The 25,938-nt window shown below is 61.0% G+C and carries 29 protein-coding genes and 2 pseudogenes; 6 read left to right on the forward strand and 25 right to left on the reverse strand.

Annotated features, from left to right (window positions below):
* Positions 1-375: 375 nt before the first annotated feature.
* From QZ648_RS17835 to QZ648_RS17855, 5 genes and pseudogenes are all read right to left on the reverse strand, one after another.
* Positions 376-1,593 carry a nucleotidyltransferase family protein gene (locus QZ648_RS17835; protein WP_291997854.1) on the reverse strand — a complete coding sequence of 406 codons (1,218 nt, stop codon included), beginning with the start codon at positions 1,591-1,593 and terminating at the stop codon, positions 376-378.
* 20 nt (positions 1,594-1,613) lie between these two features.
* Positions 1,614-1,823 (reverse strand): hypothetical protein, encoded by a 210-nt coding sequence (locus QZ648_RS17840; RefSeq protein WP_291997872.1) that lies wholly within the window; start codon positions 1,821-1,823, stop codon positions 1,614-1,616.
* Positions 1,803-2,341: pseudogene (locus tag QZ648_RS17845) on the reverse strand (GDP-mannose 4,6-dehydratase); the annotation flags it as partial. The pseudogene QZ648_RS17845 and the gene QZ648_RS17840, both read right to left, overlap by 21 nt.
* Positions 2,342-2,728: 387 nt before the next feature.
* A complete protein-coding gene (locus QZ648_RS17850; protein ID WP_291997855.1) occupies positions 2,729-3,067 on the reverse strand; it encodes a MarR family EPS-associated transcriptional regulator in 339 nt (112 codons plus the stop codon).
* A gap of 986 nt (positions 3,068-4,053) precedes the next feature.
* On the reverse strand, positions 4,054-4,449 hold the full coding sequence (locus QZ648_RS17855) for a DUF4351 domain-containing protein (RefSeq protein WP_291997856.1): 396 nt from the start codon (positions 4,447-4,449) through the stop codon (positions 4,054-4,056).
* 21 nt (positions 4,450-4,470) lie between these two features.
* Between QZ648_RS17855 and QZ648_RS17860 the strand changes: the two genes are divergently transcribed.
* Positions 4,471-4,686 carry a hypothetical protein gene (locus tag QZ648_RS17860; RefSeq protein ID WP_291997857.1) on the forward strand — a complete coding sequence of 72 codons (216 nt, stop codon included), beginning with the start codon at positions 4,471-4,473 and terminating at the stop codon, positions 4,684-4,686.
* A 201-nt stretch (positions 4,687-4,887) separates the two neighbouring features.
* Here QZ648_RS17860 and QZ648_RS17865 read toward each other — a convergent pair whose 3' ends face one another.
* The 3 genes from QZ648_RS17865 to QZ648_RS17875 form a co-directional block, all read right to left on the reverse strand.
* On the reverse strand, positions 4,888-5,319 hold the full coding sequence (locus tag QZ648_RS17865; RefSeq protein ID WP_291997858.1) for a DUF4351 domain-containing protein: 432 nt from the start codon (positions 5,317-5,319) through the stop codon (positions 4,888-4,890).
* Between the two features lie 448 nt (positions 5,320-5,767).
* Complete coding sequence (locus QZ648_RS17870; RefSeq protein WP_291997859.1) at positions 5,768-6,766, reverse strand: DUF4351 domain-containing protein; 999 nt, start codon at positions 6,764-6,766, stop codon at positions 5,768-5,770.
* A 690-nt stretch (positions 6,767-7,456) separates the two neighbouring features.
* Positions 7,457-7,852: a DUF4351 domain-containing protein gene (locus QZ648_RS17875; protein WP_291997860.1), complete on the reverse strand. Its 396-nt coding sequence runs from the start codon at positions 7,850-7,852 to the stop codon at positions 7,457-7,459.
* Positions 7,853-8,083: 231 nt separating this feature from the next.
* Between QZ648_RS17875 and QZ648_RS17880 the strand changes: the two genes are divergently transcribed.
* Both QZ648_RS17880 and QZ648_RS17885 read left to right on the forward strand, forming a co-directional pair.
* Positions 8,084-8,332, forward strand: a complete 249-nt coding sequence (locus QZ648_RS17880) for a type II toxin-antitoxin system prevent-host-death family antitoxin (RefSeq protein WP_291997861.1) — start codon at positions 8,084-8,086, stop codon at positions 8,330-8,332.
* Positions 8,329-8,715 (forward strand): type II toxin-antitoxin system VapC family toxin, encoded by a 387-nt coding sequence (locus QZ648_RS17885; protein ID WP_291997862.1) that lies wholly within the window; start codon positions 8,329-8,331, stop codon positions 8,713-8,715. Before QZ648_RS17880 ends, QZ648_RS17885 begins: the two co-directional genes overlap by 4 nt.
* Positions 8,716-9,242: 527 nt before the next feature.
* On the opposite strand, the gene QZ648_RS17890 is transcribed toward QZ648_RS17885, so the two are convergent.
* The 6 genes from QZ648_RS17890 to QZ648_RS17915 all read right to left on the reverse strand — a co-directional run bounded on the left by QZ648_RS17890 (position 9,243) and on the right by QZ648_RS17915 (position 13,858).
* Complete coding sequence (locus tag QZ648_RS17890) at positions 9,243-9,650, reverse strand: DUF4351 domain-containing protein (RefSeq protein WP_291997863.1); 408 nt, start codon at positions 9,648-9,650, stop codon at positions 9,243-9,245.
* 400 nt (positions 9,651-10,050) lie between these two features.
* Complete coding sequence (locus tag QZ648_RS17895; RefSeq protein ID WP_291997864.1) at positions 10,051-10,458, reverse strand: DUF4351 domain-containing protein; 408 nt, start codon at positions 10,456-10,458, stop codon at positions 10,051-10,053.
* A 592-nt stretch (positions 10,459-11,050) separates the two neighbouring features.
* Entirely contained in the window at positions 11,051-11,482 is a 432-nt protein-coding gene (locus tag QZ648_RS17900) for a DUF4351 domain-containing protein (RefSeq protein ID WP_291997631.1), read from the reverse strand.
* Between the two features lie 15 nt (positions 11,483-11,497).
* Positions 11,498-11,638 (reverse strand): hypothetical protein, encoded by a 141-nt coding sequence (locus QZ648_RS17905; RefSeq protein WP_291997630.1) that lies wholly within the window; start codon positions 11,636-11,638, stop codon positions 11,498-11,500.
* A 246-nt stretch (positions 11,639-11,884) separates the two neighbouring features.
* Positions 11,885-12,847, reverse strand: a complete 963-nt coding sequence (locus tag QZ648_RS17910) for a DUF4351 domain-containing protein (protein WP_291997865.1) — start codon at positions 12,845-12,847, stop codon at positions 11,885-11,887.
* Positions 12,848-13,537: 690 nt separating this feature from the next.
* Complete coding sequence (locus QZ648_RS17915) at positions 13,538-13,858, reverse strand: DUF4351 domain-containing protein (protein WP_291997629.1); 321 nt, start codon at positions 13,856-13,858, stop codon at positions 13,538-13,540.
* Positions 13,859-14,152: 294 nt separating this feature from the next.
* Here QZ648_RS17915 and QZ648_RS17920 point away from each other — a divergent pair, with 294 nt between their 5' ends.
* Positions 14,153-14,401, forward strand: a complete 249-nt coding sequence (locus tag QZ648_RS17920) for a type II toxin-antitoxin system prevent-host-death family antitoxin (RefSeq protein ID WP_291997866.1) — start codon at positions 14,153-14,155, stop codon at positions 14,399-14,401.
* Positions 14,398-14,784 carry a type II toxin-antitoxin system VapC family toxin gene (locus QZ648_RS17925; protein WP_291997628.1) on the forward strand — a complete coding sequence of 129 codons (387 nt, stop codon included), beginning with the start codon at positions 14,398-14,400 and terminating at the stop codon, positions 14,782-14,784. The genes QZ648_RS17920 and QZ648_RS17925 overlap by 4 nt, the downstream gene beginning before the upstream one ends.
* 535 nt (positions 14,785-15,319) lie before the next feature.
* Here QZ648_RS17925 and QZ648_RS17930 read toward each other — a convergent pair.
* Together QZ648_RS17930 and QZ648_RS17935 are read right to left on the reverse strand one after the other, a co-directional pair.
* Positions 15,320-15,820 (reverse strand): DUF4351 domain-containing protein, encoded by a 501-nt coding sequence (locus QZ648_RS17930; protein ID WP_291997627.1) that lies wholly within the window; start codon positions 15,818-15,820, stop codon positions 15,320-15,322.
* Positions 15,821-16,131: 311 nt separating this feature from the next.
* Positions 16,132-17,154, reverse strand: coding sequence for a DUF4351 domain-containing protein (locus QZ648_RS17935; RefSeq protein ID WP_291997626.1), 1,023 nt, complete (start codon positions 17,152-17,154; stop codon positions 16,132-16,134).
* Positions 17,155-17,341: 187 nt separating this feature from the next.
* On the opposite strand from QZ648_RS17935, the pseudogene QZ648_RS17940 reads away from it, so the two are divergent.
* Positions 17,342-17,588 (forward strand): annotated as a pseudogene (locus QZ648_RS17940) (prevent-host-death protein).
* 206 nt (positions 17,589-17,794) lie between these two features.
* Here QZ648_RS17940 and QZ648_RS17945 read toward each other — a convergent pair.
* The 9 genes from QZ648_RS17945 to QZ648_RS17980 form a co-directional block, all read right to left on the reverse strand.
* Positions 17,795-17,950: a hypothetical protein gene (locus tag QZ648_RS17945; RefSeq protein WP_291997625.1), complete on the reverse strand. Its 156-nt coding sequence runs from the start codon at positions 17,948-17,950 to the stop codon at positions 17,795-17,797.
* A gap of 305 nt (positions 17,951-18,255) precedes the next feature.
* Entirely contained in the window at positions 18,256-18,543 is a 288-nt protein-coding gene (locus QZ648_RS17950; RefSeq protein WP_169067476.1) for a hypothetical protein, read from the reverse strand.
* A 236-nt stretch (positions 18,544-18,779) separates the two neighbouring features.
* On the reverse strand, positions 18,780-18,983 hold the full coding sequence (locus QZ648_RS17955; protein ID WP_169067475.1) for a SlyX family protein: 204 nt from the start codon (positions 18,981-18,983) through the stop codon (positions 18,780-18,782).
* Positions 18,984-19,570: 587 nt separating this feature from the next.
* On the reverse strand, positions 19,571-20,680 hold the full coding sequence (locus QZ648_RS17960; protein ID WP_366144183.1) for a metallophosphoesterase: 1,110 nt from the start codon (positions 20,678-20,680) through the stop codon (positions 19,571-19,573).
* 790 nt (positions 20,681-21,470) lie between these two features.
* Positions 21,471-21,860 (reverse strand): hypothetical protein, encoded by a 390-nt coding sequence (locus QZ648_RS17965; protein ID WP_291997867.1) that lies wholly within the window; start codon positions 21,858-21,860, stop codon positions 21,471-21,473.
* A gap of 118 nt (positions 21,861-21,978) precedes the next feature.
* Positions 21,979-22,389, reverse strand: a complete 411-nt coding sequence (locus tag QZ648_RS25115) for an inorganic phosphate transporter (protein WP_366144180.1) — start codon at positions 22,387-22,389, stop codon at positions 21,979-21,981.
* 67 nt (positions 22,390-22,456) lie between these two features.
* Positions 22,457-23,239 carry an inorganic phosphate transporter gene (locus QZ648_RS25120; RefSeq protein WP_366144181.1) on the reverse strand — a complete coding sequence of 261 codons (783 nt, stop codon included), beginning with the start codon at positions 23,237-23,239 and terminating at the stop codon, positions 22,457-22,459.
* A 598-nt stretch (positions 23,240-23,837) separates the two neighbouring features.
* Positions 23,838-24,089, reverse strand: coding sequence for a DUF47 family protein (locus QZ648_RS17975; protein ID WP_291997868.1), 252 nt, complete (start codon positions 24,087-24,089; stop codon positions 23,838-23,840).
* 938 nt (positions 24,090-25,027) lie between these two features.
* Positions 25,028-25,678: a hypothetical protein gene (locus QZ648_RS17980; RefSeq protein ID WP_291997869.1), complete on the reverse strand. Its 651-nt coding sequence runs from the start codon at positions 25,676-25,678 to the stop codon at positions 25,028-25,030.
* Positions 25,679-25,938 lie beyond the last annotated feature (260 nt).

Raw genomic sequence — 25,938 nt, forward strand, 5'->3', positions numbered from 1 at the left:
CGGGCTGGCGGGCTGGCGAGAAGGTCGCCCGGTTTCCTAGCAACTCCGGTGGCTACGTCCTGCACCGTGGGCGCGCTGGGGTTGCTGCAGCTGGTGCCTACCGGCGGCTCAGCTCGTACGCGTCAGCTGCGAACAACGAGCCACACTTCATGGGAGTCCCCCATGGGGCCGAGATCTGGGCGGCGACCGAGCGACGGCTGGCTGAGCTTTTGTCCGACGATGCCGCGCCACGGCTCGTGGATTTGCTCTCAGAGCGATTCGCCTGATCAGTGCCTGGCACGACGAAAGAAACAATATCATCCGAGTGCGAAATCACTGTTGCATGAACCCCGGCGATCAGGGCTTTGTGCGTCTTTCAGATGCGCTTCCTGCACGCTAACCCGGGGGGAAAACTCTATCACGCAGCTTCAAGTAGGAATCTTTGTCTAACAGCCTCTTTATTTTTCCTGGGTCTCTGACCAGAACAAACAGACGAGAAATAACTAGGCAAGAGATGTTCACCATCCGGAGCACTGCCCGGTTCTGCAGATTCATCCGTATCAAGTACGGCTCGATTCTCACGCGCTCAACCCAATCGGCGGTAACCGAAGGCGTGAAGGGTGAGCCAAAGCATACGCCTACCAAGGTTAGGTATTGCCGCAAGGCGATCTCGTATCCGAGCATTTTGCAGCACTGTCGGATGGCATTCCAATCCAGCAGATTTCCGTAGGTACGGCTGGCCAGGGCAAACTCGAACAACTGCCTTAACGACACGTTCTTCATTGCATACTTGGTATCGTGCAGAAAGCCGTGGATAAAGTTGTGAACGATAAAATGAACTGGTGCGGGCAACAGACATTCGCCTCCATGCCATTTTAACGGCGTGGCTTCACGGAACATCTCATCAGCCCCCAAGAGTCGTCCATAATGCAACGGAACCGGGTGCAGATGCAGCTCGATGGTTACTGGCCAATCGGGGTGGTAGATGGGTGGGTAGTGATGGTGAGAGAGATGCTTGGGCCACTCTATATTCTCCGGTTTGCCGTCGCCATCCGCTAGCCGGTATCCCTCCACGGCAAGTCGGTCGATGATTTTAGGCAAGTGCTCGGACGGAATAAGAACATCAATATCCGTAATCATCCGTTCGCCAGGCGTCGGATACAGTCCGCCCACGATCACCGCCGCTCCCTTGAGCAGGAGCGGCCGTACCCCGAGAGAGTTCAGCGCCTGAATGAATTTAGCGAGTTGTTCTTCACACCGAGTATTTTTGTCGAGGTTGAGCGTATAGACCGCCTCGAGATACTCGGCCACATCGGTCGGTAGCGTCGAAAACAGATCCTGCTCGCGTAGCGCCCAACGGAGTTGGGGCGTCACCAGGTGGTCACCCGACAGGCGCAGCACCTTCTCCCACTGGGCCGCGCTTGCTGGCAAGTCAGACGAAGTCAGCGGGTGCCCGAGCGCGCCACTCAAACACCGACAAAGAGTACGGCAGGGAGTTGCTGTCGCTGTAGCTGTAGTACGTTTCATCAATAGCCTTTGCGGGTAACCGGAAAAGAACTCCATCCCTTCGCCTGTTCGGTGCGAAGTGATCACGATGCCGAGCGCGGTAGGCACTCACGTCACCTTGTGGGCCATCAGCAATCCTTGCTGCAGTCCTTGCCGTAGTCCCCGTGCGGCAATCCTTTTTCGATTCCAAAGCGTTCGGCAGAGCTAAGGAAGGGCATGGTGACGTTCCTTTCCAGTGTGTGGACTTCCTCCATCACGCGCTTCTCCACCTTCCTCGGCAGACGCATCAGCCAGTCGATGATGCTCAACAGGTCAATGACACGGGTTTCGCCGCGCACCGGGCGTTCTTGGTTCAAGAGGATGCCGTTGCAGGCGTAGATACCCGTAGGCCTCGCGGTCGTTGTCGGTGATCCAGCAGGCGTAGAGCGTGGCAACGGCGTAGGGGCTGCGCGGGTAGAAGGGCATCTTCTCCTTTTGTGGAGTTTCCTGCACCAGTCCGTAGAGTTCGGAGGTGCTGGCCTGGTAGAAGCGGCTTTTCTTTCCCAGGCCGAGGATGCGAATCGCTGCGAGCATGCGCAGAGCGCCGTCGGCGTTGGCGATGCATTCGGGCTCTTCAAAGCTGACCGCGAGGTGACTTTGCGTGGCGAGGTTGTAGATTTCGTCGCGCTGCACCCGGTAGATGATGCGGATCAGGCTGATGGAATCGCTGAGGTCGCCGTGGTGCAGGATGAACTTGCGGTCGCTTTCGTGCGGATCCTGCTGGTAGCGGTAGTCGACGCGGTCGGTGTTGAAGAGCGACGAGGGTCGCTGAATGGCATGGACCCTCGGCCAGATAGGCACCGTCCTGGCCGGTGATGAGGGCTACTTTGTTGGTTGTGGCATGTTATTTCGATGAACGTTGCGGGTGAGTGGCGAAGGGTCTGCGTCTGTTTGACGGGTGCTGGAGGGCTGGGTGACAGAAGCTAATGCAGTTATCACCCGAAGAATCGAGCTGCTGCAATACTGGCGACGCCGCCGCGTTGGCGGCTTCCGGCGGTGCGATTTGGGTACGCTACCGCCATGCCCGAATGTTTTTACATTCAGCATTTTTGCTTTGGCTGCCCCACTGGGGGCCACCTTCGCCGTGCCATCGGCCTGTTCCGGCACCATGCCGAAATCGTGTTTCGTCTCTGCTACTACCAGCTACTGGCTTGGGAAGCCTCACGACCTTGGTCGGGTCCTTGCGGCTGCCTGCAGCGCGCTATCAATGATCAGTAGTATCCACGCCCAGCTCGGCGCGCATGTGATCAATGTCCTCTTTCATCGCGATGTACTCCTGCTCTTTCCGGGCGAGGTAGTCGCGTGTCAGCCGCAGCTTGGCGTGGATGCCCTCGGGAGTGAGCAGGTACACGTATTTCAGTTTGTCCGCGGCGCGAAGAAAATTGCCCGCCTTGATGTAGCCCTTGGCGAGCAGCGCCTTGAGCAGGTAATTGGTCTTCCCCAGACTGGCGCCAAGACGCTCGGCGAGCTGTCGCTGGCTGATCTGTGGCGCTTCCTCGAGGATCCGGAGGATACGCAGGTGGACTTCTTCTGCCGGGGTCATGCGTTCTTGTTCAAGAAATGAACGCGGATGGTAAGGCATGTTTCCTTAAGGGGCAAGAGCGAGCGCCTGCCCTCCCCTGTAGGAGTCCGATTCGTGAGGTGAACTTCGGCGCTTGGGGCGCGGTGACGTCGATATTCGCATGCTGTTGCCTTTGGCTGCGGCCAGAGCCAGGGTTCGCCTGGCGCTGGCGTAGGGTTGCAAGCAGTGTGGCAGCTATGAATTCCGGTTACCGCCGGGGTTTTGGCGCCGCTGGCAGGCTTGCTGAAAGTTTCGTCGGGAATGGTGAATATGGGGAATGCGGCGAAGGCGGCGAAGTGAAGGCGGTGAAGTGAAGGCGGCGAAGGGGCGAAGGCGGCGAAGGCGGCGCCACACCAGCCGGCACGTCATTGTGAGGAGGCGCAGCGGACTTGGCAATCCAGAGGTTTGGCTTTTCGCATTGTCAGGAGGTCAATGCGGCGGGGGAAATAGTGAGTGGATGGAACTGGATTGCCGCGTCGGCTGCGCCTCCTCGCAATGACGGCGGGGGCGGTGGCGGGGGCTGCGGCGGGGGCTGCGGAGGCTGCGGAGGCTGCGGGGGCTGCGGGGGCTGCGGGGGCTGCGGGGGCTGCGGGGCTGCGGGGCTGCGGGGGCTGCGGGGGCTGCGGGGGCTGCGGGGGTGGCGGGGGTGGCGGGGGTGGCGGGGGGATGGTTGGGGAAGGGCTTATCAGGAATGCGGCGCTACGTTCGTAGGGTTTGCTTGGCGCTGGCGCCGCTGTGTATCAGGCGGGCTTGCCACGGCGGGTGGGGGATGCGGACAATAGCGTGGAGCAGTTCCTGCTGGTCGGCGGGGGCGGAATAGTCGCTGCGGGGGCGGACGGGGGCGCTGCGCTGGCGATGACGGCTACGGTGGATGGTGGATCTGCGCTCAGGATGGCGGCTCCGCCCGCCACCCTCCGTCACCGCTACCGCCGCTGCGCAGCACGGTGGCAGCGATCACGATGCGGCGCTCAATCCTGATTGAAGATTTCGTCCAGAGACTTGGCGTCAAGGATCTTGAGCGCCCAGGTTTCAAGCTGCTCCACTGTGGCGCTGGCCAGTCGGGCGCGGACGGCATCCGGCAAAGTGCCGAAGCGTCGGGCGAGCAGGGTCTGCAAGAGGGCCGCCTCCCCTTCCTGCCGACCTTCCTGCCGACCTTCCTGCCGACCTTGCAACAATCCTTTTTCGATGCCGAAGCGTTCGGCAGAGGTAACGTAGGGCATGGTGACATTCCTTTCCAGTGTGTAGACTTTCTCCATCAGGCGCTTCTCCAGCTCCGTAGGCAGGCGCATCAACCAGTCGATGACGCTGAACAGGTCAATGATGCGCTGTTTGTCCCACTTCCGTTCGTAGAGCAGCTTGGCCAAGCGTCATTTGGCGGCCTAGCGTTGGTCCGGGTCACCATTTTTCTGGCGGGCGAACAGGTGCGCCGCGGTGACCAGGGCGACGACGTTGGTCATTGCGAGGAGGCGCAGCCGACGCGGCAAGTTGGTCATTGCGAGGAGGCGCAGCCGACGCGGCACGTACGTCATTGCGAGGAGGCGCAGCCGACGCGGCAATCCAGTTCCATCCTCTCACTATTTGCCGCCGCATTGGCCTATTGACGACGCGAAAAGCCAAACCTCTGGATTGCCACGTCGGCTTCGCCTCCTCGCAATGACGGCGAAGGGAGCTGGGGAACGCTACGGCGTTCGTAGTGGCGACGCCAGCTGCAATCACCCCGCTGCGTCACCGCCATCGCGAGGGCCATTGGCCAGTGCCCTTGCCCGTGCGCCAAGCCCGGCAATGTGGCAGGAATTTGCCGCTCAGTCCCGATCGAAGACTTCGTCCAGCGATTTGGCGTCAAGAATCTTGAGCGCCCAGCTTTCGAGCTGCTCAACTGTGGCGCCGGCCAGTCGGGCGCGGACGGCATCCGGCAAAGTGCCGAAGCGTCGGGCAAGGAGGCTCTGCAAGAGGGTAGCCTCCCCTTCCTGCCGACCTTCCTGCCGACCTTCCTGCCGACCTTCCTGCCGACCTTCCTGCCGGCCTTCCTGCCGACCTTGCAACAATCCTTTTTCGATGCCGAAGCGTTCGGCAGAGGTAACGTAGGGCATGGTGACATTCCTTTCCAATGTGTAGACCTCGTGCATCAGCCGCTTTTCCAGTTCAGTCGGCAGGCGCATCAACCAGTCGATGACGCTGAACAGGTCAATGATGCGCTGTTTGTCCCACTTCCGTTCGTAGAGTAGCTTGGCCAAGCGTCATTTGGCGGCCTAGCGTTGGTCCGGGTCACCATTTTTCTGGCGGGCGAACAGGTGCGCCGCGGTGACCAGGGCGACGACGTTGGTCATTGCGAGGAGGCGACCGACGCGGCAAGTTGGTCATTGCGAGGAGGCGGCCGACGCGGCACGTACGTCATTGCGAGGAGGCGCAGCCGACGCGGCAATCCAGTTCCATCCTCTCACTATTTGCCGCCGCATTGGCCTATTGACGACGCGAAAAGCCAAACCTCTGGATTGCCGCGTCGGCTGCGCCTCCTCGCAATGACGGCGAAGGGAGCTGGGGAACGCTACGACGTTCGTAGTGGCGACGCCAGCTGCAATCACCCCGCTGCGTCACCGCCATCGCGACGGCCATTGGCCATTGGCCATTGGCCAGTGCCCTTGCCCGTGCGCCAAGCCCGGCAATGTGGCAGGAATTTGCCGCTCAGTCCCGATCGAAGACTTCGTCCAGCGATTTGGCGTCAAGAATCTTGAGCGCCCAGCTTTCGAGCTGCTCAACTGTGGCGCCGGCCAGTCGAGCGCGGACGGCATCCGGCAAAGTGCCGAAGCGTCGGGCGAGTTGGCTCTGCAGGAGGGCAGACTCCCCTTCCTGCCGACCTTCCTGCCGGCCTTCCTGCCGACCTTCCTGCCGGCCTTCCTGCCGACCTTGCAACAATCCTTTTTCGATGCCGAAGCGTTCGGCAGAGGTAACGTAGGGCATGGTGACATTCCTTTCCAATGTGTAGACCTCTTGCATCAGGCGCTTCTCCAGCTCCGTCGGCAGGCGCATCAGCCAGTCGATGACGCTGAACAGGTCAATGATGCGCTGTTTGTCCCACTTCCGTTCGTAGAGTAGCTTGGCCAAGCGCCATTTTGCCGCATAGCGTTGCTCGGGGTCACCTTTTGTCTGGCGGGTGAACAGGTGCGCCGCGGTGACCAGGGCGAAGGGGTTGGGATCAGCCAGGAGGGCTTCGGCCTGGTCGGCGTAGTCGAGAATCTTGACCGTCGGGAAGCGGATGCCGACTTCACAGCCAAATAGCTGGTAGCCGAAGTGGGTGGGTTTCCAGTCTTCGCCTTCGTCCGCGAGCACCGCGAGACTGGCGACCGGGCGACGATAGCGATCATAGAGGCGGTAATTATAGGTGAACAGGCGTTCGGGAAAATTGGCGTCGCGCTGGCCCTGGACTTCGACGTGGATGTAGACCCATTGTTCGCCTCCGTCCCGCGTCGCCACCTGCACCAGGCGGTCCACCAGGCGTTTGCCGAGTTCGGCGTCCTGGACGATCTGGGCGAGTTCCTGGTCGAGGAAGACGTGCGCTTGCTGCCAGTCGATCTCGGCGTGCGCCGACGGGAAGTAGAAGGCCATGAACTCGGGGAAGTAGCGCGTGATCGCGTCTTTCCACGGGGTGTCGTAGTCGTCGTTGGCTGAGGTCTGGTTTTCCATGGCTGTGCCTTGTCACCTGTTCCGCGCAGGAAGATCACGATACCGCGCGCGGGAAGCCGGTGGGTGAAAATCGACTCGTCGGGAATGGGGAATGGGGAATTCGGCGCCACACCAGTTCGCATGCCATTGCGAAGAGGCGCAGCCGACATGGCAATCCCGTTCAATCCTCTCACTATTTCCCGCCGCATCGGGTTCTTGACAACGCGAAAAGCCAAACCTCTGGATTGCCGCGTCGGCTGCGCCTCCTCGCAATGACGGTGGGCGGAGCTGCTGGCGGACAGTCGCATCAGGAATGCAGCACTACACACTACGGCAAGGTGACTTTGCGCGGCGAGGTTGTAGATTTCGTCGGGCTGCAGTGGAGGGGCTTTGTTTGGATCTGGATACTGACTGTCAGCTTGTGGGTAGTCACGAGCGGAGGCGTTGGGATGCGCCGTGACATCTATCTCAGTGCGCGTGATCGGGTGATGGTGCGTTGCCGGGAAAGATCCGCACCTTGGTGGGCGCCGGCGGTGGTCCTCGGCGTTCGGCAGCGCGCCTGCCAACATGCAGGAGCCCGGTTTATCGGACGATAGGCGGCTGGCTGATCGCGGGCGCTTCGACAACACGATAGCTCGTCATCGCCCGATGAGTCGTGCTCTTACATCGCCGCGAGGACGAGCGGGGGTTACCCATTGCACAAGAAAATGATCAGTCTTTGAAGACGTTTTCCAGGGTGGCGGCATCCAGGATGTTGTCGGTCCAGCGTTCAAGCTGTTCCAGCGTGGCGCTCCTGAGCCGCTGCCGGGTAGCTTCGCTGAGGGGGCCGAAGCGGCGGGTAAGTAGCCGTTCGAGCACCTTTTCTTCGCCTTGCTGGATGCCTTGCTGGATGCCTTGCTGGATGCCGCGTTCGGTGGCACGGCGTTCGACGCTGGTGACGTAGGGCATTTTGCGCTCTCCTTCAATTTGTTCGATATCTTGCCACAGCTTATCTTCCAGGCCTTCCGGCAGGCGCATCATCCAGTCGAGCACGGCAAAGAGGTCGAGGATGCGCTGGCGCTCCCAGCCCTGGAACTGGATTGCCGCGTCGGCTGCGCCTCCTCGCAATGACGGCGGGGGCTGCGGTGGGGGCAGCGGGGACGGTGGGGAGTTGCTCGAGGGCCGGCGGGTGGCGAAAGCTGGCGAGCTTGTGACGGGCTTTGCTGTCCACGTGCTCGCGCAACTGCGCCTAGCCGGCACAGTCAGTGGCACGCATGCGAGCAGGTCTCCCGTCGTCAGCCGGAGTAAGATAGCACTCTGGCCAGACCAGACTAACCGAATCGTATAGTGGAGGCGACGATGCAAACCGTGAATATGCTCGAGGCGAAGTCCAACTTGTCACGCCTGGTGGAAGCGATCGAACAGGGGAAGGAACGCGAGATCGTCATTGCCCGGAACGGCCGGCCCGCTGCACGCCTGGTGCCGATCGCGGAGCAAGCGCCCGAGCGACGCATCGGCGTCGCCAAGGGGGCTTTCGATGTTCCCGATAGCATCGACGGCAGCAATGAAGAGGTCGCTCGTTTGTTTCTGGGGCGGCACGGATCTTGAGGCTGCTGCTCGACACCCACGTCGCCTTGTGGGCCATCACCGATCATCCAGGCTTGTCGGCGAAAGCCAGAGAATTGATCCTCGCTCCCGACAGCACGATCTGGGTCAGCGCCGTGACGGTATGGGAAATCAGCATCAAATCGAGTCTGGGCCGAGGTGACATGCCGGTTTCCGGAAAGCGTGCTCTGGAGCACTTTCGCCAGGCGGGATACCGACTGCTTGCCGTCGAGCCGGAACATGCAGCGGCAGTGGAGGAGCTTCCCGGGCACCACCAGGACCCCTTTGACCGGCTGCTGGTGGCGCAAGCGCTGAGCGAAGGCATGCGCCTGCTCACTCACGACAGCAGGGTCGCTCGCTACGGGGACGCGGTTGTTTGCGTCTGATCTGGCGGCGACTTCACGCCCTCATCGGCACAGCCGCGGGCGTCGCGACGCGGCCGTCCGAGGGAGGGGTACCCGGGGTAGGCTTGCACGCAGTAGGGACTTATGAATCCCGGCCACGGCGAGGGGTTTCGCGCCACTGCCAGGCTTGCTAAGCGCCTCGTCGGGAATGGCGAATAAGGGAAATGCGGGGAATGCGGGGAATGCGGGGAATGCGGGGAATGCGGCGCCACATCAGCCGGCACGTACGTCATTGCGAGGAGGCGCAGCCGACGCGGCAATCCAGTTCCATCCTCTCACTATTTGCCGCCGCATTGGCCTATTGACAACGCGAAAAGCCAAACCCCTGGATTGCCGCGTCGGCTGCGCCTCCTCGCAATGACTTCGAAGGGGGCTGGGAAACGCTATGTTCGTAGTGGCGACGCCAGCTGCAATCACCCCGCTGCGTCACCGCCATCGCGAGGGCCATTACCATTGGCCAGTGCCCGTGCCCGTGCGCCAAGCCCGGCAATGTGGCAGGAATTTGCCGCTCAGTCCCGATCGAAGACTTCGTCCAGCGATTTGGCGTCAAGAATCTTGAGCGCCCAGCTTTCGAGCTGCTCAACTGTGGCGCCGGCCAGTCGGGCGCGGACGGCATCCGGCAAAGTGCCGAAGCGTCGGGCGAGTTGGCTCTGCAGGAGGGCAGACTCCCCTTCCTGCCGACCTTCCTGCCGACCTTCCTGCCGACCTTCCTGCCGACCTTGCAACAATCCTTTTTCGATGCCGAAGCGTTCGGCAGACGTAACGTAGGGCATGGTGACCTTCCTTTCCAATGTGTAGACCTCGTGCATCAGCCGCTTTTCCAGTTCGGTCGGCAGGCGCATCAACCAGTCGATGACGCTGAACAGGTCAATGATGCGCTGTTTGTCCCACTTCCGTTCGTAGAGTAGCTTGGCCAAGCGTCATTTGGCGGCCTAGCGTTGGTCCGGGTCACCATTTTTCTGGCGGGGGAACAGGTGCGCCGCGGTGACCAGGGCGACGACGTTGGTCATTGCGAGGAGGCGGCCGACGCGGCACGTACGTCATTGCGAGGAGGCGCAGCCGACGCGGCAATCCAGTTCCATCCTCTCACTATTTGCCGCCGCATTGGCCTATTGACGACGCGAAAAGCCAAACCTCTGGATTGCCACGTCGGCTTCGCCTCCTCGCCATGACGGCGAAGGGAGCTGGGGAACGCTACGGCGTTCGTAGTGGCGACGCCAGCTGCAATCACCCCGCTGAGTCACCGCCATCGCGAGGGCCATTGGCCAGTGCCCTTGCCCGTGCGCCAAGCCCGGCAATGTGGCAGGAATTTGCCGCTCAGTCCCGATCGAAGACTTCGTCCAGCGATTTGGCGTCAAGAATCTTGAGCGCCCAGCTTTCGAGCTGCTCAACTGTGGCGCCGGCCAGTCGATCGCGGACGGCATCCGGCAAAGTGCCGAAGCGTCGGGCGAGCAGGCTCTGCAAGAGGGTAGCCTCCCCTTCCTGCCGACCTTCCTGCCGACCTTCCTGCCGACCTTCCTGCCGACCTTGCAACAATCCTTTTTCGATGCCGAAGCGTTCGGCAGAGGTAACGTAGGGCATGGTGACCTTCCTTTCCAATGTGTAGACCTCGTGCATCAGCCGCTTTTCCAGTTCGGTCGGCAGGCGCATCAACCAGTCGATGACGCTGAACAGGTCAATGATGCGCTGTTTGTCCCACTTCCGTTCGTAGAGCAGCTTGGCCAAGCGTCATTTGGCGGCCTAGCGTTGGTCCGGGTCACCATTTTTCTGGCGGGCGAACAGGTGCGCCGCGGTGACCAGGGCGACGACGTTGGTCATTGCGAGGAGGCGACCGACGCGGCAAGTTGGTCATTGCGAGGAGGCGGCCGACGCGGCAAGTTGGTCATTGCGAGGAGGCGGCCGACGCGGCAAGTTGGTCATTGCGAGGAGGCGGCCGACGCGGCAAGTTGGTCATTGCGAGGAGGCGGCCGACGCGGCACGTACGTCATTGCGAGGAGGCGCAGCCGACGCGGCACGTACGTCATTGCGAGGAGGCGCAGCCGACGCGGCAATCCAGTTCCATCCTCTCACTATTTGCCGCCGCATTGGCCTATTGACGACGCGAAAAGCCAAACCTCTGGATTGCCGCGTCGGCTTCGCCTCCTCGCAATGACGGCGAAGGGAGCTGGGGAACGCTACGACGTTCGTAGTGGCGACGCCAACTGCAATCACCCCACTGCGTCACCACCATCGCGAGGGCCATTGGCATTGGCCATTGGCCATTGGCCAGTGCCCGTGCCCGTGCGCCAAGCCCGGCAATGTGGCAGGAATTTGCCGCTCAGTCCCGATCGAAGACTTCGTCCAGCGATTTGGCGTCAAGAATCTTGAGCGCCCAGCTTTCGAGCTGCTCAACTGTGGCGCCGGCCAGTCGATCGCGGACGGCATCCGGCAAAGTGCCGAAGCGTCGGGCGAGCAGGCTCTGCAAGAGGGTAGCCTCCCCTTCCTGCCGGCCTTCCTGCCGGCCTTCCTGCCGACCTTCCTGCCGACCTTCCTGCCGACCTTCCTGCCGACCTTGCAACAATCCTTTTTCGATGCCGAAGCGTTCGGCAGAGGTAACGTAGGGCATGGTGACCTTTCTTTCCAATGTGTAGACCTCGTGCATCAGCCGCTTTTCCAGTTCGGTCGGCAGGCGCATCAACCAGTCGATGACGCTGAACAGGTCAATGATGCGCTGTTTGTCCCACTTCCGTTCGTAGAGTAGCTTGGCCAAGCGTCATTTGGCGGCCTAGCGTTGGTCCGGGTCACCATTTTTCTGGCGGGCGAACAGGTGCGCCGCGGTGACCAGGGCGACGACGTTGGTCATTGCGAGGAGGCGCAGCCAACGTGGCAAGTTGGTCATTGCGAGGAGGCGCAGCCGACGCGGCAATCCAGTTCCATCCTCTCACTATTTGCCGCCGCATTGGCCTATTGACGACGCGAAAAGCCAAACCTCTGGATTGCCACGTCGGCTTCGCCTCCTCGCAATGACGGCGAAGGGAGCTGGGGAACGCTACGGCGTTCGTAGTGGCGACGCCAGCTGCAATCACCCCGCTGCGTCACCGCCATCGCGAGGGCCATTGGCCAGTGCCCTTGCCCGTGCGCCAAGCCCGGCAATGTGGCAGGAATTTGCCACTCAGTCCCGATCGAAGACTTCGTCCAGCGATTTGGCGTCAAGAATCTTGAGCGCCCAGCTTTCGAGCTGCTCAACTGTGGCGCCGGCCAGTCGAGCGCGGACGGCATCCGGCAAAGTGCCGAAGCGTCGGGCGAGCAGGCTCTGCAAGAGGGTAGCCTCCCCTTCCTGCCGACCTTCCTGCCGACCTTGCAACAATCCTTTTTCGATGCCGAAGCGTTCGGCAGAGGTAACGTAGGGCATGGTGACCTTCCTTTCCAATGTGTAGACCTCGTGCATCAGCCGCTTTTCCAGTTCAGTCGGCAGGCGCATCAACCAGTCGATGACGCTGAACAGGTCAATGATGCGCTGTTTGTCCCACTTCCGTTCGTAGAGTAGCTTGGCCAAGCGCCATTTTGCCGCATAGCGTTGCTCGGGGTCACCTTTTGTCTGGCGGGTGAAAAGGTGCGCCGCGGTGACCAGGGCGAAGGGGTTGGGATCAGTCAGGAGGGCTTCGGCCTGGTCGGCGTAGTCGAGAATCTTGACCGTCGGGAAGCGGATGCCGACTTCACAGCCAAATAGCTGGTAGCCGAAGTGGGTGGGTTTCCAGTCTTCGCCTTCGTCCGCGAGCACCGCGAGACTGGCGACCGGGCGACGATAGCGATCATAGAGGCGGTAATTATAGGTGAACAGGCGTTCGGGAAAATTGGCGTCGCGCTGGCCCTGGACTTCGACGTGGATGTAGACCCATTGTTCGCCTCCGTCCCGCGTCGCCACCTGCACCAGGCGGTCCACCAGGCGTTTGCCGAGTTCGGCGTCCTGGACGATCTGGGCGAGTTCCTGGTCGAGGAAGACGTGCGCTTGCTGCCAGTCGATCTCGGCGTGCGCCGACGGGAAGTAGAAGGCCATGAACTCGGGGAAGTAGCGCGTGATCGCGTCTTTCCACGGGGTGTCGTAGTCGTCGTTGGCTGAAGTCTGGTTTTCCATGGCTGTGCCTTGTCACCTGTTCCGCGCAGGAAGATCACGATACCGCGCGCGGGAAGCCGGTGGGTGAAAATCGACTCGTCGGGAATGGGGAATGGGGAATTCGGCGCCACACCAGTTCGCATGCCATTGCGAAGAGGCGCAGCCGACATGGCAATCCCGTTCAATCCTCTCACTATTTCCCGCCGCATCGGGTTCTTGACAACGCGAAAAGCCAAACCTCTGGATTGCCGCGTCGGCTGCGCCTCCTCGCAATGACGGTGGGCGGAGCTGCTGGCGGACAGTCGCATCAGGAATGCAGCACTACACACTACGGCAACGTGACTTTGCGCGGCGAGGTTGTAGATTTCGTCGGGCTGCAGTGGAGGGGCTTTGTTTGGATCTGGATACTGACTGTCAGCTTGTGGGTAGTCACGAGCGGAGGCGTTGGGATGCGCCGTGACATCTATCTCAGTGCGCGTGATCGGGTGATGGTGCGTTGCCGGGAAAGATCCGCACCTTGGTGGGCGCCGGCGGTGGTGCTCGGCGTTCGGCAGCGCGCCTGCCAACATGCAGGAGCCCGATTTATCGGACGATAGGCGGCTGGCTGATCGCGGGCGCTTCGACAACACGATAGCTCGTCATCGCCCGATGAGTCGTGCTCTTACATCGCCGCGAGGACGAGCGGGGGTTACCCATTGCACAAGAAAATGATCAGTCTTTGAAGACGTTTTCCAGGGTGGCGGCATCCAGGATGTTGTCGGTCCAGCGTTCAAGCTGTTCCAGCGTGGCGCTCCTGAGCCGCTGCCGGGTAGCTTCGCTGAGGGGGCCGAAGCGGCGGGTAAGTAGCCGTTCGAGCACCTTTTCTTCGCCTTGCTGGATGCCTTGCTGGATGCCTTGCTGGATGCCGCGTTCGGTGGCACGGCGTTCGACGCTGGTGACGTAGGGCATTTTGCGCTCTCCTTCAATTTGTTCGATATCTTGCCACAGCTTATCTTCCAGGCCTTCCGGCAGGCGCATCATCCAGTCGAGCACGGCAAAGAGGTCGAGGATGCGCTGGCGCTCCCAGCGATGGAACTGGATTGCCGCGTCGGCTGCGCCTCCTCGCAATGACGGCGGGGGCGGCGGGGGCGGCGGGGAGTTGCTCAAGGGCCGGCGGGTGGCGAGAGCTGGCGAGCTTGCGACGGGCTTTGCTGTCCCCGTGCTCGCGCAACTGCGCCTGGCCGGCACAGTCAGTGGCACGCATGCGAGCAGGTCTCCCGTCGTCAGCCGGAGTAAGATAGCACTCTGGCCAGACCAGACTAACCGAATCGTACATTGGAGGCGACGATGCAAACCGTGAATATGCTCGAGGCGAAGTCCAACTTGTCACGCCTGGTGGAAGCGATCGAACAGGGGAAGGAACGCGAGATCGTCATTGCCCGGAACGGCCGGCCCGCTGCACGCCTGGTGCCGATCGCGGAGCAAGCGCCCGAGCGACGCATCGGCGTCGCCAAGGGGGCTTTCGAGGTTCCCGATAGCATCGACGGCAGCAATGAAGACGTCGCTCGTTTGTTTCTGGGGCGGCACGGATCTTGAGGCTGCTGCTCGACACCCACGTCGCCTTGTGGGCCATCACCGATCATCCAGGCTTGTCGGCGAAAGCCAGAGAATTGATCCTCGCTCCCGCCAGCACGATCTGGGTCAGCGCCGTGACGGTATGGGAAATCAGCATCAAATCGAGTCTGGGCCGAGGTGACATGCCGGTTTCCGGAAAGCGTGCTCTGGAGCACTTTCGCCAGGCGGGATACCGACTGCTTGCCGTCGAGCCGGAACATGCAGCGGCAGTGGAGGAGCTTCCCGGGCACCACCAGGACCCCTTTGACCGGCTGCTGGTGGCGCAAGCGCTGAGCGAAGGCATGCGCCTGCTCACTCACGACAGCAGGGTCGCTCGCTACGGGGACGCGGTTGTTTGCGTCTGATCTGGCGGCGACTTCACGCCCTCATCGGCACAGCCGCGGGCGTCGCGACGCGGCCGTCCAAGGAAGGGGTACCCGGGGTAGGCTTGCACGCAGTAGGGACTTATGAATCCCGGCCACGGCGAGGGGTTTCGCGCCACTGCCAGGCTTGCTAAGCGCCTCGTCGGGAATGGCGAATAAGGGAAATGCAGGGAATGCGGGGAATGCGGGGAATGCGGCGCCACATCAGCCGGCACGTACGTCATTGCGAGGAGGCGCAGCCGACGCGGCAATCCAGTTCCATCCTCTCACTATTTGCCGCCGCATTGGCCTATTGACGACGCGAAAAGCCAAACCTCTGGATTGCCACGTCGGCTGCGCCTCCTCGCAATGACGGCGAAGGGAGCTGGGGAACGCTACGACGTTCGTAGTGGCGACGCCAGCTGCAATCACCCCGCTGCGTCACCGCCATCGCGAGGGCCATTGGCATTGGCCATTGGCCATTGGCCAGTGCCCGTGCCCGTGCGCCAAGCCCGGCAATGTGGCAGGAATTTGCCGCTCAGTCCCGATCGAAGACTTCGTCCAGCGATTTGGCGTCAAGAATCTTGAGCGCCCAGCTTTCGAGCTGCTCAACTGTGGCGCCGGCCAGTCGGGCGCGGACGGCATCCGGCAAAGTGCCGAAGCGTCGGGCGAGTTGGCTCTGCAGGAGGGCAGACTCCCCTTCCTGCCGACCTTCCTGCCGACCTTCCTGCCGACCTTCCTGCCGACCTTGCAACAATCCTTTTTCGATGCCGAAGCGTTCGGCAGAGGTAACGTAGGGCATGGTGACCTTCCTTTCCAATGTGTAGACCTCGTGCATCAGCCGCTTTTCCAGTTCGGTCGGCAGGCGCATCAGCCAGTCGATGACGCTGAATAGGTCAACGATGCGCTGTTTGTCCCACTTCCGTTCGTAGAGCAGCTTGGCCAAGCGCCATTTTGCCGCATAGCGTTGCTCGGGGTCACCTTTTGTCTGGCGGTTGAACAGGTGCGCCGCGGTGACCAGGGCGACGACGTTGGTCATTGCGAGGAGGCGCTGTGACGTGGCAAGTTGGTCATTGCGAGGAGGCGCAGCCGACGCGGCAATCCAGTTCCATCCTCTCACTATTTGCCGCCGCATTGGCCTCTTGACAACGCGAAAAGCCAAACCCCTGGATTGCCGCGTCGGCTTCGCCTCCTCGCAATGACGGCGAAGGGGGCTGGGAAACGCTATGTTTGTAGTGGCGACGCCAACTGCAATCACCCCGCTGCGTCACCGCCATCGCGAGGGCCATTACCATTGGCCAGTGCCCTTGCCCGTGCGCCAAGCCCGGCAATGTGGCAGGAATTCGCCGCTCAGTCCCGATCGAAGACTTCGTCCAGCGATTTGGCGTCAAAAATCCTGAGCGCCCAGCTTTCGAGCTGCTCAACTGTGGCGCCGGCCAGTCGGGCGCGGACGGCATCCGGCAAAGTGCCGAAGCGTCGGGCGAGTTGGCTCTGCAGGAGGGCAGACTCCCCTTCCTGCCGACCTTCCTGCCGACCTTCCTGCCGACCTTCCTGCCGACCTTCCTGCCGACCTTCCTGCCGGCCTTCCTGCCGACCTTGCAACAATCCTTTTTCGATGCCGAAGCGTTCGGCAGAGGTAACGTAGGGCATGGTGACCTTCCTTTCCAATGTGTAGACCTCGTGCATCAGCCGCTTTTCCAGTTCAGTCGGCAGGCGCATCAACCAGTCGATGACGCTGAACAGGTCAATGATGCGCTGTTTGTCCCACTTCCGTTCGTAGAGTAGCTTGGCCAAGCGCCATTTTGCCGCATAGCGTTGCTCGGGGTCACCTTTTGTCTGGCGGGTGAACAGGTGCGCCGCGGTGACCAGGGCGAAGGGGTTGGGATCAGCCAGGAGGGCTTCGGCCTGGTCGGCGTAGTCAAGAATCTTGACCGTCGGGAAGCGGATGCCGACTTCACAGCCAAATAGCTGGTAGCCGAAGTGGGTGGGTTTCCAGTCTTCGCCTTCGTCCGCGAGCACCGCGAGACTGGCGACCGGGCGACGATAGCGATCATAGAGGCGGTAATTATAGGTGAACAGGCGCTCGGGAAAATTGGCGTCGCGCTGGCCCTGGACTTCGACGTGGATGTAGACCCATTGTTCGCCTCCGTCCCGCGTCGCCACCTGCACCAGACGGTCCACCAGGCGTTTGCCGAGTTCGGCGTCCTGGACGATCTGGGCGAGCTCCTGGTCGAGGAAGACGTGCGCTTGCTGCCAGTCGATCTCGGCGTGCGCCGACGGGAAGTAGAAGGCCATGAACTCGGGGAAGTAGCGCGTGATCGCGTCTTTCCACGGGGTGTCGTAGTCGTCGTTGGCTGAGGTCTGGTTTTCCATGGCTGTGCCTTGTCACCTGTTCTGCGCAGGAAGGTCACGATACCGCGCGCGGGAATCCGGTGGGTGAAAATCGACATCGCAGACTTCGACCCTGAGTGAATGCCATCGACACATCAGGAGCCCTCGCTGGCGATCTCCGCATTCGGGAATAGACCGCAATCGACCAGCCGTCTGGCAGGCTGATCGAGTGGCAGAAATCGGGGGCGATATCGTGAGCCTAGGCGGGCGCCTGGTGGAAGCGATAGAACAGGGGAAGGAACACGAGATGGCCATTGCCAGGAACGGCCGGCCGGCTGCGCACCGGGTTCCGATCGCCGAGCAACCGCCCGAGCGACGCATCGGCGTCGCCAAGGGGGCTTGCGACGTTCCAGAGAACATCGAAAACCAGTAATGACGAGGTGGCTCGGCTATTTCTGCAGGTGCCCGAATCTTGAGGCGGCTGCTCGACACCCACGTCGCCTCGTGGGCCAGCACCGATCATCCCGGCGAAGCGATCCTCGCTCCCGCCAGCGCGATCGGGGCAGTGCCGTGACGGTATGGGAAATCAGCATCAAATCCAGCCTGTGCCGAGGTGAGGTGAGCCCGGCCGCCTGCAAACCGGCCAGGAACTCCAGGCAGGCGCTGATCTTCGCCGTCCCCGTCAGGGGGACCACACCAGGTGTTCGCAAACCGTCGCTGCCAACTCCTTGCGTGCCAATCCCGGCAGCCACGCGACCGTCGCGCAGAGCTCGGCAATCTGCGTAGCGCTGAACACGCGACCACAGTGCACCCATTCCCCCGCACTCGTTGCAAGCATCGCAAAACCTCCGGCTGCAGCGCCGATTGATTACGCTCCACCTATCCTGCCAGAAGTCCGCGCGGCGGTTTAGCCCCCCCTTGCGCGAAGGTTTTTTCTTGCGACGCACCGCCGGGCCTTGGAAATACGGGGCGGCAGCGTTCATGTTTCAGGGCTGCTTGCGCAGCCTCTCAGTGTCGGCTGTGCGAATAGCCGCCAAGAAAAAAAAAGTCCGCCGAAGCGGGTCTTTCTTTCGTCCTCACACCAGCCTTGCTCAGCGCTCGGTAGACGGCCAGCACGGGCTTGAGCGTGGCAAGAACGGGCGGCTAGTGCTCTGCCCGAAGGCTGGCGGCAAAGGAGGTTTCCAGATTTGCCGGGAACTCGAAGCGGGCGAAGGCGTTGTGGATGTCGGCGTCGTTGACGCCGCTGCTGCTGGCGTCCTGAAAGCGAATCCCCAATTGGCGGCCATTGGCAGCCAGCGTAGCGAACGCGAAACGCCAGCGCTGGGCTTCTGCGAGGCGCTCACGCAACTCACGCTCGTTGCTGATTTCAACCCCAGCCTCTTTCAGTGAATCCAGGAACTGGTCAAAAGACTCGTTGCTTACGCTGCCCATTTTGTTCTCTCTCCTGTAGAAGGTTCGTTCTTGCTTCCTGTCCATGCAGCGCATAACGCTTGCGTCGAAGTGCGGTTGACACGAATCAACAAGAAACCGGCCATCTCACGGGCACAGCAGCGCTCGGGTAGGGATAGAACGGCAGCAGCAAGTTCTGGCAAGGCCTTCTCGGCCCTCAAAAAACGGGACAGGCAAGCCTCGGACACCTGCTGGCAAGCCGGAAGAGCAGCTTTCAATCAGTAGTGCGGCGGGATTTCCTGGTCCGCACCGCGCTTCTCGACAGCAGGCGGAGCCTCCTGTATTTGCCGGTAAAGGTGGCGCAACTGCTGCTGCAAGAGATCGATCTGCTGCTGCTGTCGATAGACAGTCAGGTTCAGCGCCTCGACCAGCTCTTCGGTAAGGTTTAGCCGTACTTCCAGCTCGGCAAGGCGATGTTCCAAGTTTGACTCCGCTGATTCTGTGGGCCCGGACGGGTAGTTGACAAACGATTAGGCGATTGCCGGAAAAGAACGTACCAGATTGCGCCGGATTTTCGGTCGACTTCAAGGCGCGACAACAGGCGCATAGTCGAACTATGTAACGCTTGTCGCAACACGGAAGACGGGCGAAAAGACAAGCAAGATGCCAGGCATTTGACAGAAATCGCCTTAGCCCTTCGCGGCACGCATGGCCAGCCAGAGAGGCGGCTCTACACCACTGACTAGCAGTGTAGTGTTGCACGCAGCCTGGAACCTATAAATTCTGGCTACCGCGTGGGCTTCTCGCCCCTGTCAGGCTTGCTGAAAGCCTCGTCGTGAATGGTGAATGGTGAATGGTGAATGCGGCGCTACCAGCAGCCCCAACGTCATTGCGAGGAGGCGCAGCCGACGTGGCAATCCAGTTCCAACCTCTCACTATTTTCCGTCGCATTGACATCGTGAGCACGCAAAAAGCAAAACCTCTGGATTGCCGCGTCGGCTTCGCCTCCTCGCAATGACGGAGGGTGGGAGATGCTTGCCGAAAGTCTCATCAAGAATGCAACGCTACACTAGGTACCGCGCCGCCATCGTTTGGCAACGGCTTGCGGCTTTACTGCTGCTTCCTGATCTGAGCCGTCAGGCGCGACCTTGGCATCGTTGGCATCGTTGGCCTCATTGGCCTCGGTCGTTTCGGCGGCCTTCCTGAATGCCATGGCGTTCAGGATCGGGGTCAATTCGTCCACCGGATAGGTCAATGGCACCATGACCTCCCCGACGAGGGTGAACACGCCGACCTGTTGGGGGTTGGCACTGAAGAGTACATGGTGATTGTCAATACCATCGACATTCAGCCACAGGGTGTCCTCACGGTCCATTGGCGTGTGGCCGACGATGAAGGGAGTCTCCCGGTCAAGGTTCAGGTTTTTTCTGAAGCGCTTGACATCGCGCCGGCTGTAGCCTTGCGGTCGACTGGCCTTTTGCAAACGGTTGTTGATCAGTTCGAGGATGAGTTCGGGTCGCTGGTAGAGCTGCACCAGGATTCTTTTGCTGACCTTGCTCTTTGGCGCAGCGGCATGGCAGGCGAAAAAATCCGGGGACATGACCACGTAGGGCAACAGGCGGTAAAAGTCGCCCATGGCCCTTTGATAGACCGCGCCGCGCAGTTCGCTCAGCTCCCTGGCCCACAGCAGGCCTTGCGGAACCCCATCCTTGGCCAGTTCCTCTGAAAACGAATCATGGTTGCCGCGGACGTAGAACACCTGCTCCGGAAAACGCAGCTTGAGGCGAAAGATGAGGTCCATCAGGATCATCGAGCTTTCCATCGCCCGCAGCTGACCGTCGACCTCGCAATGCACGGCATCGCCGAGAATCACCAGGGCGCCAGTTCCATCCTCCAGCGCTTCCAGGAACGCGTTCTGGGTCAAGACAGTGAGCAGGTTATCGATCTGCGCATGCATGTCGGCGATCACAATCGGAATCAAGCCGCGCGGCAGCACGAGCAATCCGCCAGGCAAGCCTCTATCGTCCCTGGCCCGATAGACCTCGTTGTGCATCAGCCGATTGACCTCATTGATGAGGTCCAGCGCCTCGTCCCGAGGCACCAGGGTGATCGGCCCGCCGAAGATCGTGCGCAAGCGCTGCAACCTGTTCATGCGCAGCGCCCTGGCTTTGTCGAGCATCGGCGCTATCGGGATACCCTGGTCCAGCAACCGGCTACGCTTGCGCAGCCGCCGCAAGCGCTTCAGGCGGACCACTTGCGGCTGCTCGACGATCGGCGCGATGGTCGTACCGGCGTCGCTGAGGTTGCGGAATACCAAACCGTCGCGGCCGTGGATCAAGGCCAGATGATGCCCATCAACAGGTTCCGGGTAGTCGAAGATTGCTTGCTGGATGCGGTCGTCGGAACCGAGGACCAGCCAGTTCTTGGGGCTCAAACGCAGAAACCCACCAATCTGGCGGAAGTGGGTGGCGGGGTCGACAAGGACGAAACTGCCGACCTTGATCGCCTCGCCCAAGTGGTTGATGCGCGTCTCGGGGTAGAGTCGAAGGCGTTTGTCATCCAGACCCAGGGTGATTTCGATGGGCAGACCGTCGAGCGTCACGCGGACTTTGCTGTCTCCCAGGCGATAGGCACCGCGCAAGCGGAGGTGACGGCCGACGCCGAAGCCCAATCGCGCCGAGGCTGCCTTCAGGCGGGCCAGCAGGTTCGCCAAGGTGAAGCGTCGACGCCTGGGACTTGCCGCGGCGGGAACTCCCGAGGGATCGACAAACCGTTGCGGCGCGCTTTCCAGCGCCTCGCGTACGTAGACGTTGAAGCCCTTGCGGTGCAGGTACTCGGCCACCTGGCGGAAGGCTTCGATCTGTGCCGTACAGATCTGCAGGCTGAGCCGAGCGTCTACCGGATGCGTACTGTGCCGTGCGCGTTCGCTGCGGCGCTGAAAAACCAGCTCTGCCGGAGGCAGCAGAAAATCAAAAATATAGCGTCGATACCAGTCGACGGAGAGGAAGAAGAGTTGCCGGGGCGGCAGTGCGATGCGCGCCAGGTCGACCGTCGGCAAGGGATCGCAGTCGAGAAACGCAGCATCGTAGACCGACAACCGCGTCGGCCAGTCCGAGCATCGGCAGCCCCAGATGAATCTCGCGCGGCCGGATGGAAAGCAGTTCGGAGCGCCACCAGTACTTGCGGCTGATGTCGAGGTAGCCTTCCTCGGACCAACCGCCGAGACGGCGGATCATGGTGCTCTTGCCGGCGCCGGGAGGGCCGGTCACCAGGATCTGGCGAAAACGGACATCGCTGGGGAAAGCGACTCCCTTGAAGTGCTGCAAGGACTCTACGGGCTGTATAGGCAGATCCGGCATCAATCAGCGCTCGAAAGGCAAGGATCAGGAGTGGAAAGAGACAAGTATCCAGGACGAAAAACGAACAGGCGGCGCCCCAAAAGGAAGGGAGCGCCGCCGGGAGTGTTTCGTCGTTAGGCTAGACGAAAATGGCCCTCATGACGTAGAAAATGAGCGCCGCCAGGATCGCCCCGACGGGCACGGTGATGAACCACGAGAGAATGATGCCGCCGATGACGCGCAGGTCGAGGGCGCCAATTCCACGCGCCAGGCCCACTCCCATCACGGCACCCACCGCGATATGGGTGGTCGACACCGGCAAGCCAAGACCCGAAGCCAGCACGACCACGAACGAAGCGGCGATGGTCGCGCAGTAACCGCGAGTCGGCGTCAGTTCGGTAATCTTGTTGCCGATGGTGGCCATGACCTTGTAGCCGTAAGTCGCCAGACCGACGACGATGCCGATACCACCGATGAACAGCATGAAGGGCGTCACCGCTGACTTCGCCGATACCGCCTTGGTCTCGATCAGCTGAATCACGGCGGCCATCGGGCCGATGCCGTTGGCAACGTCATAGACCCGTGCGCAAAGGCCATGGCCGCGCCGGTGAACACCATCAGCGGAATGAACAGTTCTCGACGCTGGCGTAGTGGAAGTCCTTGTCCGCACGTTCGTCGGTCTTGATGCGGTTCATCATGTACCTGGCGACGCCGGCCAGGACAACCCCGATGATCACCGCGAGGATCTGCCCCTCGACGTCACTGAGATTGATCTTGATGTGCTTGAGGCCTTTGGTGATGGTCACCAGCGACACCAGCCAGCCAACCAGGAATGCATAGAACGGTCCCCACTTGCGCGCCTGGCCGATCGGGTCTTCGGTGTTGAGAATCAGCTTGCGGATGCTGAGCGTCAGCAGCAAGGCGAAAAAGCCGCCGAGCACCGGGGAAACGAACCAGCTGGCGACGATCTCGCCGAGTTTGCTCCATTGACGGCGTCCGTGCCAATTGCCGCCGACACCAACGCCGACGACGGCACCGATGATGGTATGCGTGGTGGACACCGGCCATCCACGCATGTGGCCAAGCATCAACCAGATACCAGCGGCCAGCAGCGCGGACAACATGCCCATGACCAGCAATTCCGGCACCGGCTCGAAGGCCTTGCCATCGATGATCCCCTTCGAAATCGTCGACGCGACACCGCCCCCGGCCAGATAGGCGCCGGCGAACTCCATGATCGCGGCGATGATGATTGCCTGCTTGACGGTCAGGGCGCCGGAAACCGACGAGGTGCCCATGGCGTTGGCGACGTCGTTGGCGCCGATACCCCAGGTCATGTAGAGGCCGAAACCGAAGGCCATGATTAAGAAGATAGTCTGATGCTGCTCAATAATTTCCATTGAATAACCTTAACTGTAGAGTTTGCCAGTTGACCACGCGCCCTGAATCCCCGCATCGGGAAGGCTGGTCTGACTGAGTGGCTTGCGCACGCGCTCGACCTTCTATGGTCAGCGAGCGATCAGCAGACGGAGGCGGTCACCGACCTTCTCGGCGTTGTCAGCGAGATTGCCAACCCACTGGATCAGCTGGTACAGAACATCACCGACACCGGTTTGATTGTCTTCCTGAGCGAAAAGAACAGCGCTGAGCGCAATCCCATCAGGTCGGTATCGCTTTCCATCTGGCCCAGTTCGAGGACCATCGCGTTGACCCGGTCCGAGCGTCACTGTGTTTCCCGCCGCCCCCCCCGGAAAACCCCAAGGAGCGAGCACCCAGGAGGTCCGTCCAAGAGAGAGGACCTCTAGGTAATGGCTTGTGCGCGTTGCTCGCAGAGTTCGGACGGCAACGCGATTCACGAAAGCATTAAGGCGCATCGGCCATGTCGGCGGAAAATACTCATGATTGCGTCTCGACCAGAAGGGCCAAGGAGTATCCTGAGCACGGGTTCGGTCAATCGAAAACCAGCATCGCCAGCAATGACCAGCAGGTCGCGACGGTTCAAGTCGCCAAAAGCATCGACTCTTCGGCAAACATGTGGTCGCGAAGGTCGTTCTTCAGCGCGTCTGCCTCACCCTCCTTGACGAAGATCTTGTCTTTCTGCGCTTCGACCTGCGCCGCGTCCTGCGCAATTACGGCTTTGAACAGGCCAGGCACTTCTGCCACGCACTCGCAGACGATGCGCATGTGTTGCTGCATTGGCTTGAACGGCGACTTACCGAACAAAGCTGCAATCGGGTTGGTGGATAACATTTGTCATCCGGTGTGGTTGTGAAAATAAGACGAAACAAAACCACTACCGAGCAGCTCCACGAGTTTTCGGGAGCACAGCGAAAAACAGCTACCCCTGCCCCCGATGAAGCGCCTCTCCGCGCCTAGAACTATGAACTCTGAACTCTGAACTCTGACTCTGAAACTCTGAACTCTGAACTTTGGGCAACTTGGCAGTCCTTAAAATACTCAAAAAGCGGCAGTGTCAGGGGCCGTTCGGAAGAAGTACAAGTAATTTTCAAACCTTTTTTGATTCAAACGGAGCAAGTCGGGCGTCTTAGCGACAGACAAGCGCGCACAGCCACAGTACGGCGGCACGGATGACATGCAAGCGGCCCATACAAGCCGCAGATGCGAAGGAGCGGTGTGTCACTAAGCGGCGGCGGCGCATGGCGACAGCACGATACCGGGACGAAAAAAGAGCGCCACTTGCCGGCGCGGCGGGGCGAAAAAAGAGGATTTATTGTGCGAAGAATCTCGCACCAATTTCCGCAGCCCGTTCGAATCAGCCCACCAGAAGACGCCGAAAATGCGGGAAAACAGACATTGACAAGGGCCGTGGGACGCGAGATCGTTGGCTCAACCGGGCCGCACGCTGCAAAGAAGCCACAGCCGTCAGAGCCAAGCGACAGCGAAGCCTGCCGGCCGACACTGCAGCGCCTGCAACGACCGAGTTTTAACCCGCCGACCGTTAGGACATCAGCTTGCCCGGGCAGTCAGGCTGCGGGTCCTGCAAACACTGGCCACCAGGAGGTCAGATCGATACACATCGGAGGCGGATGCCCGACGATTCTTGAGCAGCAACTGGATGTGCCGCAGTTTCCCGCGGCTGCGGAACAAACGCAACGCAGAAACCTGCGTCGAACTCCAGCTCCGACCAGTTCCCGGCACTCAGAAAGCGCAACTTGCCAGGTGCCAACTCAATACAGTGATCGTCGACAGTACGCAAATAACGCACAAAAACAATAAATTGCCAAGATTTGCCGCACCGAAAATCCAGACCACCGACCACCACAGAAAGCTGCTATAGCGTTGTGGATCCTGTTCGTGCCCGACGGTGATGGCGATGACCATCGCCCCGCTGAACAGCAAGCCCCAGCCAACGTTGAGCCAAACGCCGACGCTTTTCCTCTTTCCCGACTACGAAACGTTCCATCATCGTCCTGCCACTCATTCATGAAACCTACCGCCTGGCCACCACGCAGCCACTCCGCCGCCCCAGGCGCAGACAACAGCACGCACAAAAAGGCGGTGAGCCTCACCGCCTTTTTCAAGACCCACGCCTGACTGTCAGCGCTTCTTTTTCTTCTTGTCTTTCTCTTGGCTTTTTCGCCGTCTTGGCATCCACAGCGATGGCCAGCGAGCCGAGCAAGGCCTGCATTTGCTCCAACTTCTGCTCCGCGAAGACCTGCACCGCCAGCGCGCAGAATATCAGACTTGGTCGCCGCCCAACCGGCAACCCTGGACAGCTCATCGCGCAAGGCGTCGATCGCTGCTTCCTCACTCTTCAACAACTTCACCGAGTAGCTGACCAGCTTGTCGCCTTTCTGCTTGGCCACTTTTTCGAGCATCTCGACCGTTCCCACGGGCTTGGCAGCCCTTTGCCTTTGGCTCAGCACCCGTCGCGGCGCCTTTCCTGCCGCCAGCTGGCTGCGCCTCTGGCGCCGCGGCAGGCTCGACCGCCGACGCCTGCACTGGCGTTTTTCTGGCGGTGACAGGGCGCTTCACAGCAGGCGGCCGCGCCGGAGCGCTGGGAGTGGCCGAAGCAGTGGCCGCGGCGCTGGTGGGCAGATCGAGATCGGTAGTGTCGGCTGATTCGTGGGCGCCGGGG

Origin of the sequence: Candidatus Accumulibacter sp. ACC012, from assembly GCF_907163155.1 — a bacterium.
GTDB lineage: Bacteria > Pseudomonadota > Gammaproteobacteria > Burkholderiales > Rhodocyclaceae > Accumulibacter > Accumulibacter delftensis.

Coding starts and splice junctions, on each gene's coding strand:
- QZ648_RS17945 (WP_291997625.1), bottom strand. CDS start 17,950: ATGCTTGCAACGAGTGCGGGGGAATGGGTGCACTGTGGTCGCGTGTTC.
- QZ648_RS17975 (WP_291997868.1), bottom strand. CDS start 24,089: ATGTTATCCACCAACCCGATTGCAGCTTTGTTCGGTAAGTCGCCGTTC.
- QZ648_RS17920 (WP_291997866.1), top strand. CDS start 14,153: ATGCAAACCGTGAATATGCTCGAGGCGAAGTCCAACTTGTCACGCCTG.
- QZ648_RS17850 (WP_291997855.1), bottom strand. CDS start 3,067: ATGACCCCGGCAGAAGAAGTCCACCTGCGTATCCTCCGGATCCTCGAG.
- QZ648_RS17880 (WP_291997861.1), top strand. CDS start 8,084: ATGCAAACCGTGAATATGCTCGAGGCGAAGTCCAACTTGTCACGCCTG.
- QZ648_RS17935 (WP_291997626.1), bottom strand. CDS start 17,154: ATGGAAAACCAGACCTCAGCCAACGACGACTACGACACCCCGTGGAAA.
- QZ648_RS17965 (WP_291997867.1), bottom strand. CDS start 21,860: ATGCCGGATCTGCCTATACAGCCCGTAGAGTCCTTGCAGCACTTCAAG.
- QZ648_RS17910 (WP_291997865.1), bottom strand. CDS start 12,847: ATGGAAAACCAGACTTCAGCCAACGACGACTACGACACCCCGTGGAAA.
- QZ648_RS25115 (WP_366144180.1), bottom strand. CDS start 22,389: ATGGCCGCCGTGATTCAGCTGATCGAGACCAAGGCGGTATCGGCGAAG.
- QZ648_RS17960 (WP_366144183.1), bottom strand. CDS start 20,680: ATGCTCGACAAAGCCAGGGCGCTGCGCATGAACAGGTTGCAGCGCTTG.
- QZ648_RS17950 (WP_169067476.1), bottom strand. CDS start 18,543: ATGGGCAGCGTAAGCAACGAGTCTTTTGACCAGTTCCTGGATTCACTG.
- QZ648_RS17870 (WP_291997859.1), bottom strand. CDS start 6,766: ATGGAAAACCAGACCTCAGCCAACGACGACTACGACACCCCGTGGAAA.
- QZ648_RS17930 (WP_291997627.1), bottom strand. CDS start 15,820: ATGACCAACGTCGTCGCCCTGGTCACCGCGGCGCACCTGTTCAACCGC.
- QZ648_RS17980 (WP_291997869.1), bottom strand. CDS start 25,678: ATGCTCGAAAAAGTGGCCAAGCAGAAAGGCGACAAGCTGGTCAGCTAC.
- QZ648_RS25120 (WP_366144181.1), bottom strand. CDS start 23,239: ATGGAAATTATTGAGCAGCATCAGACTATCTTCTTAATCATGGCCTTC.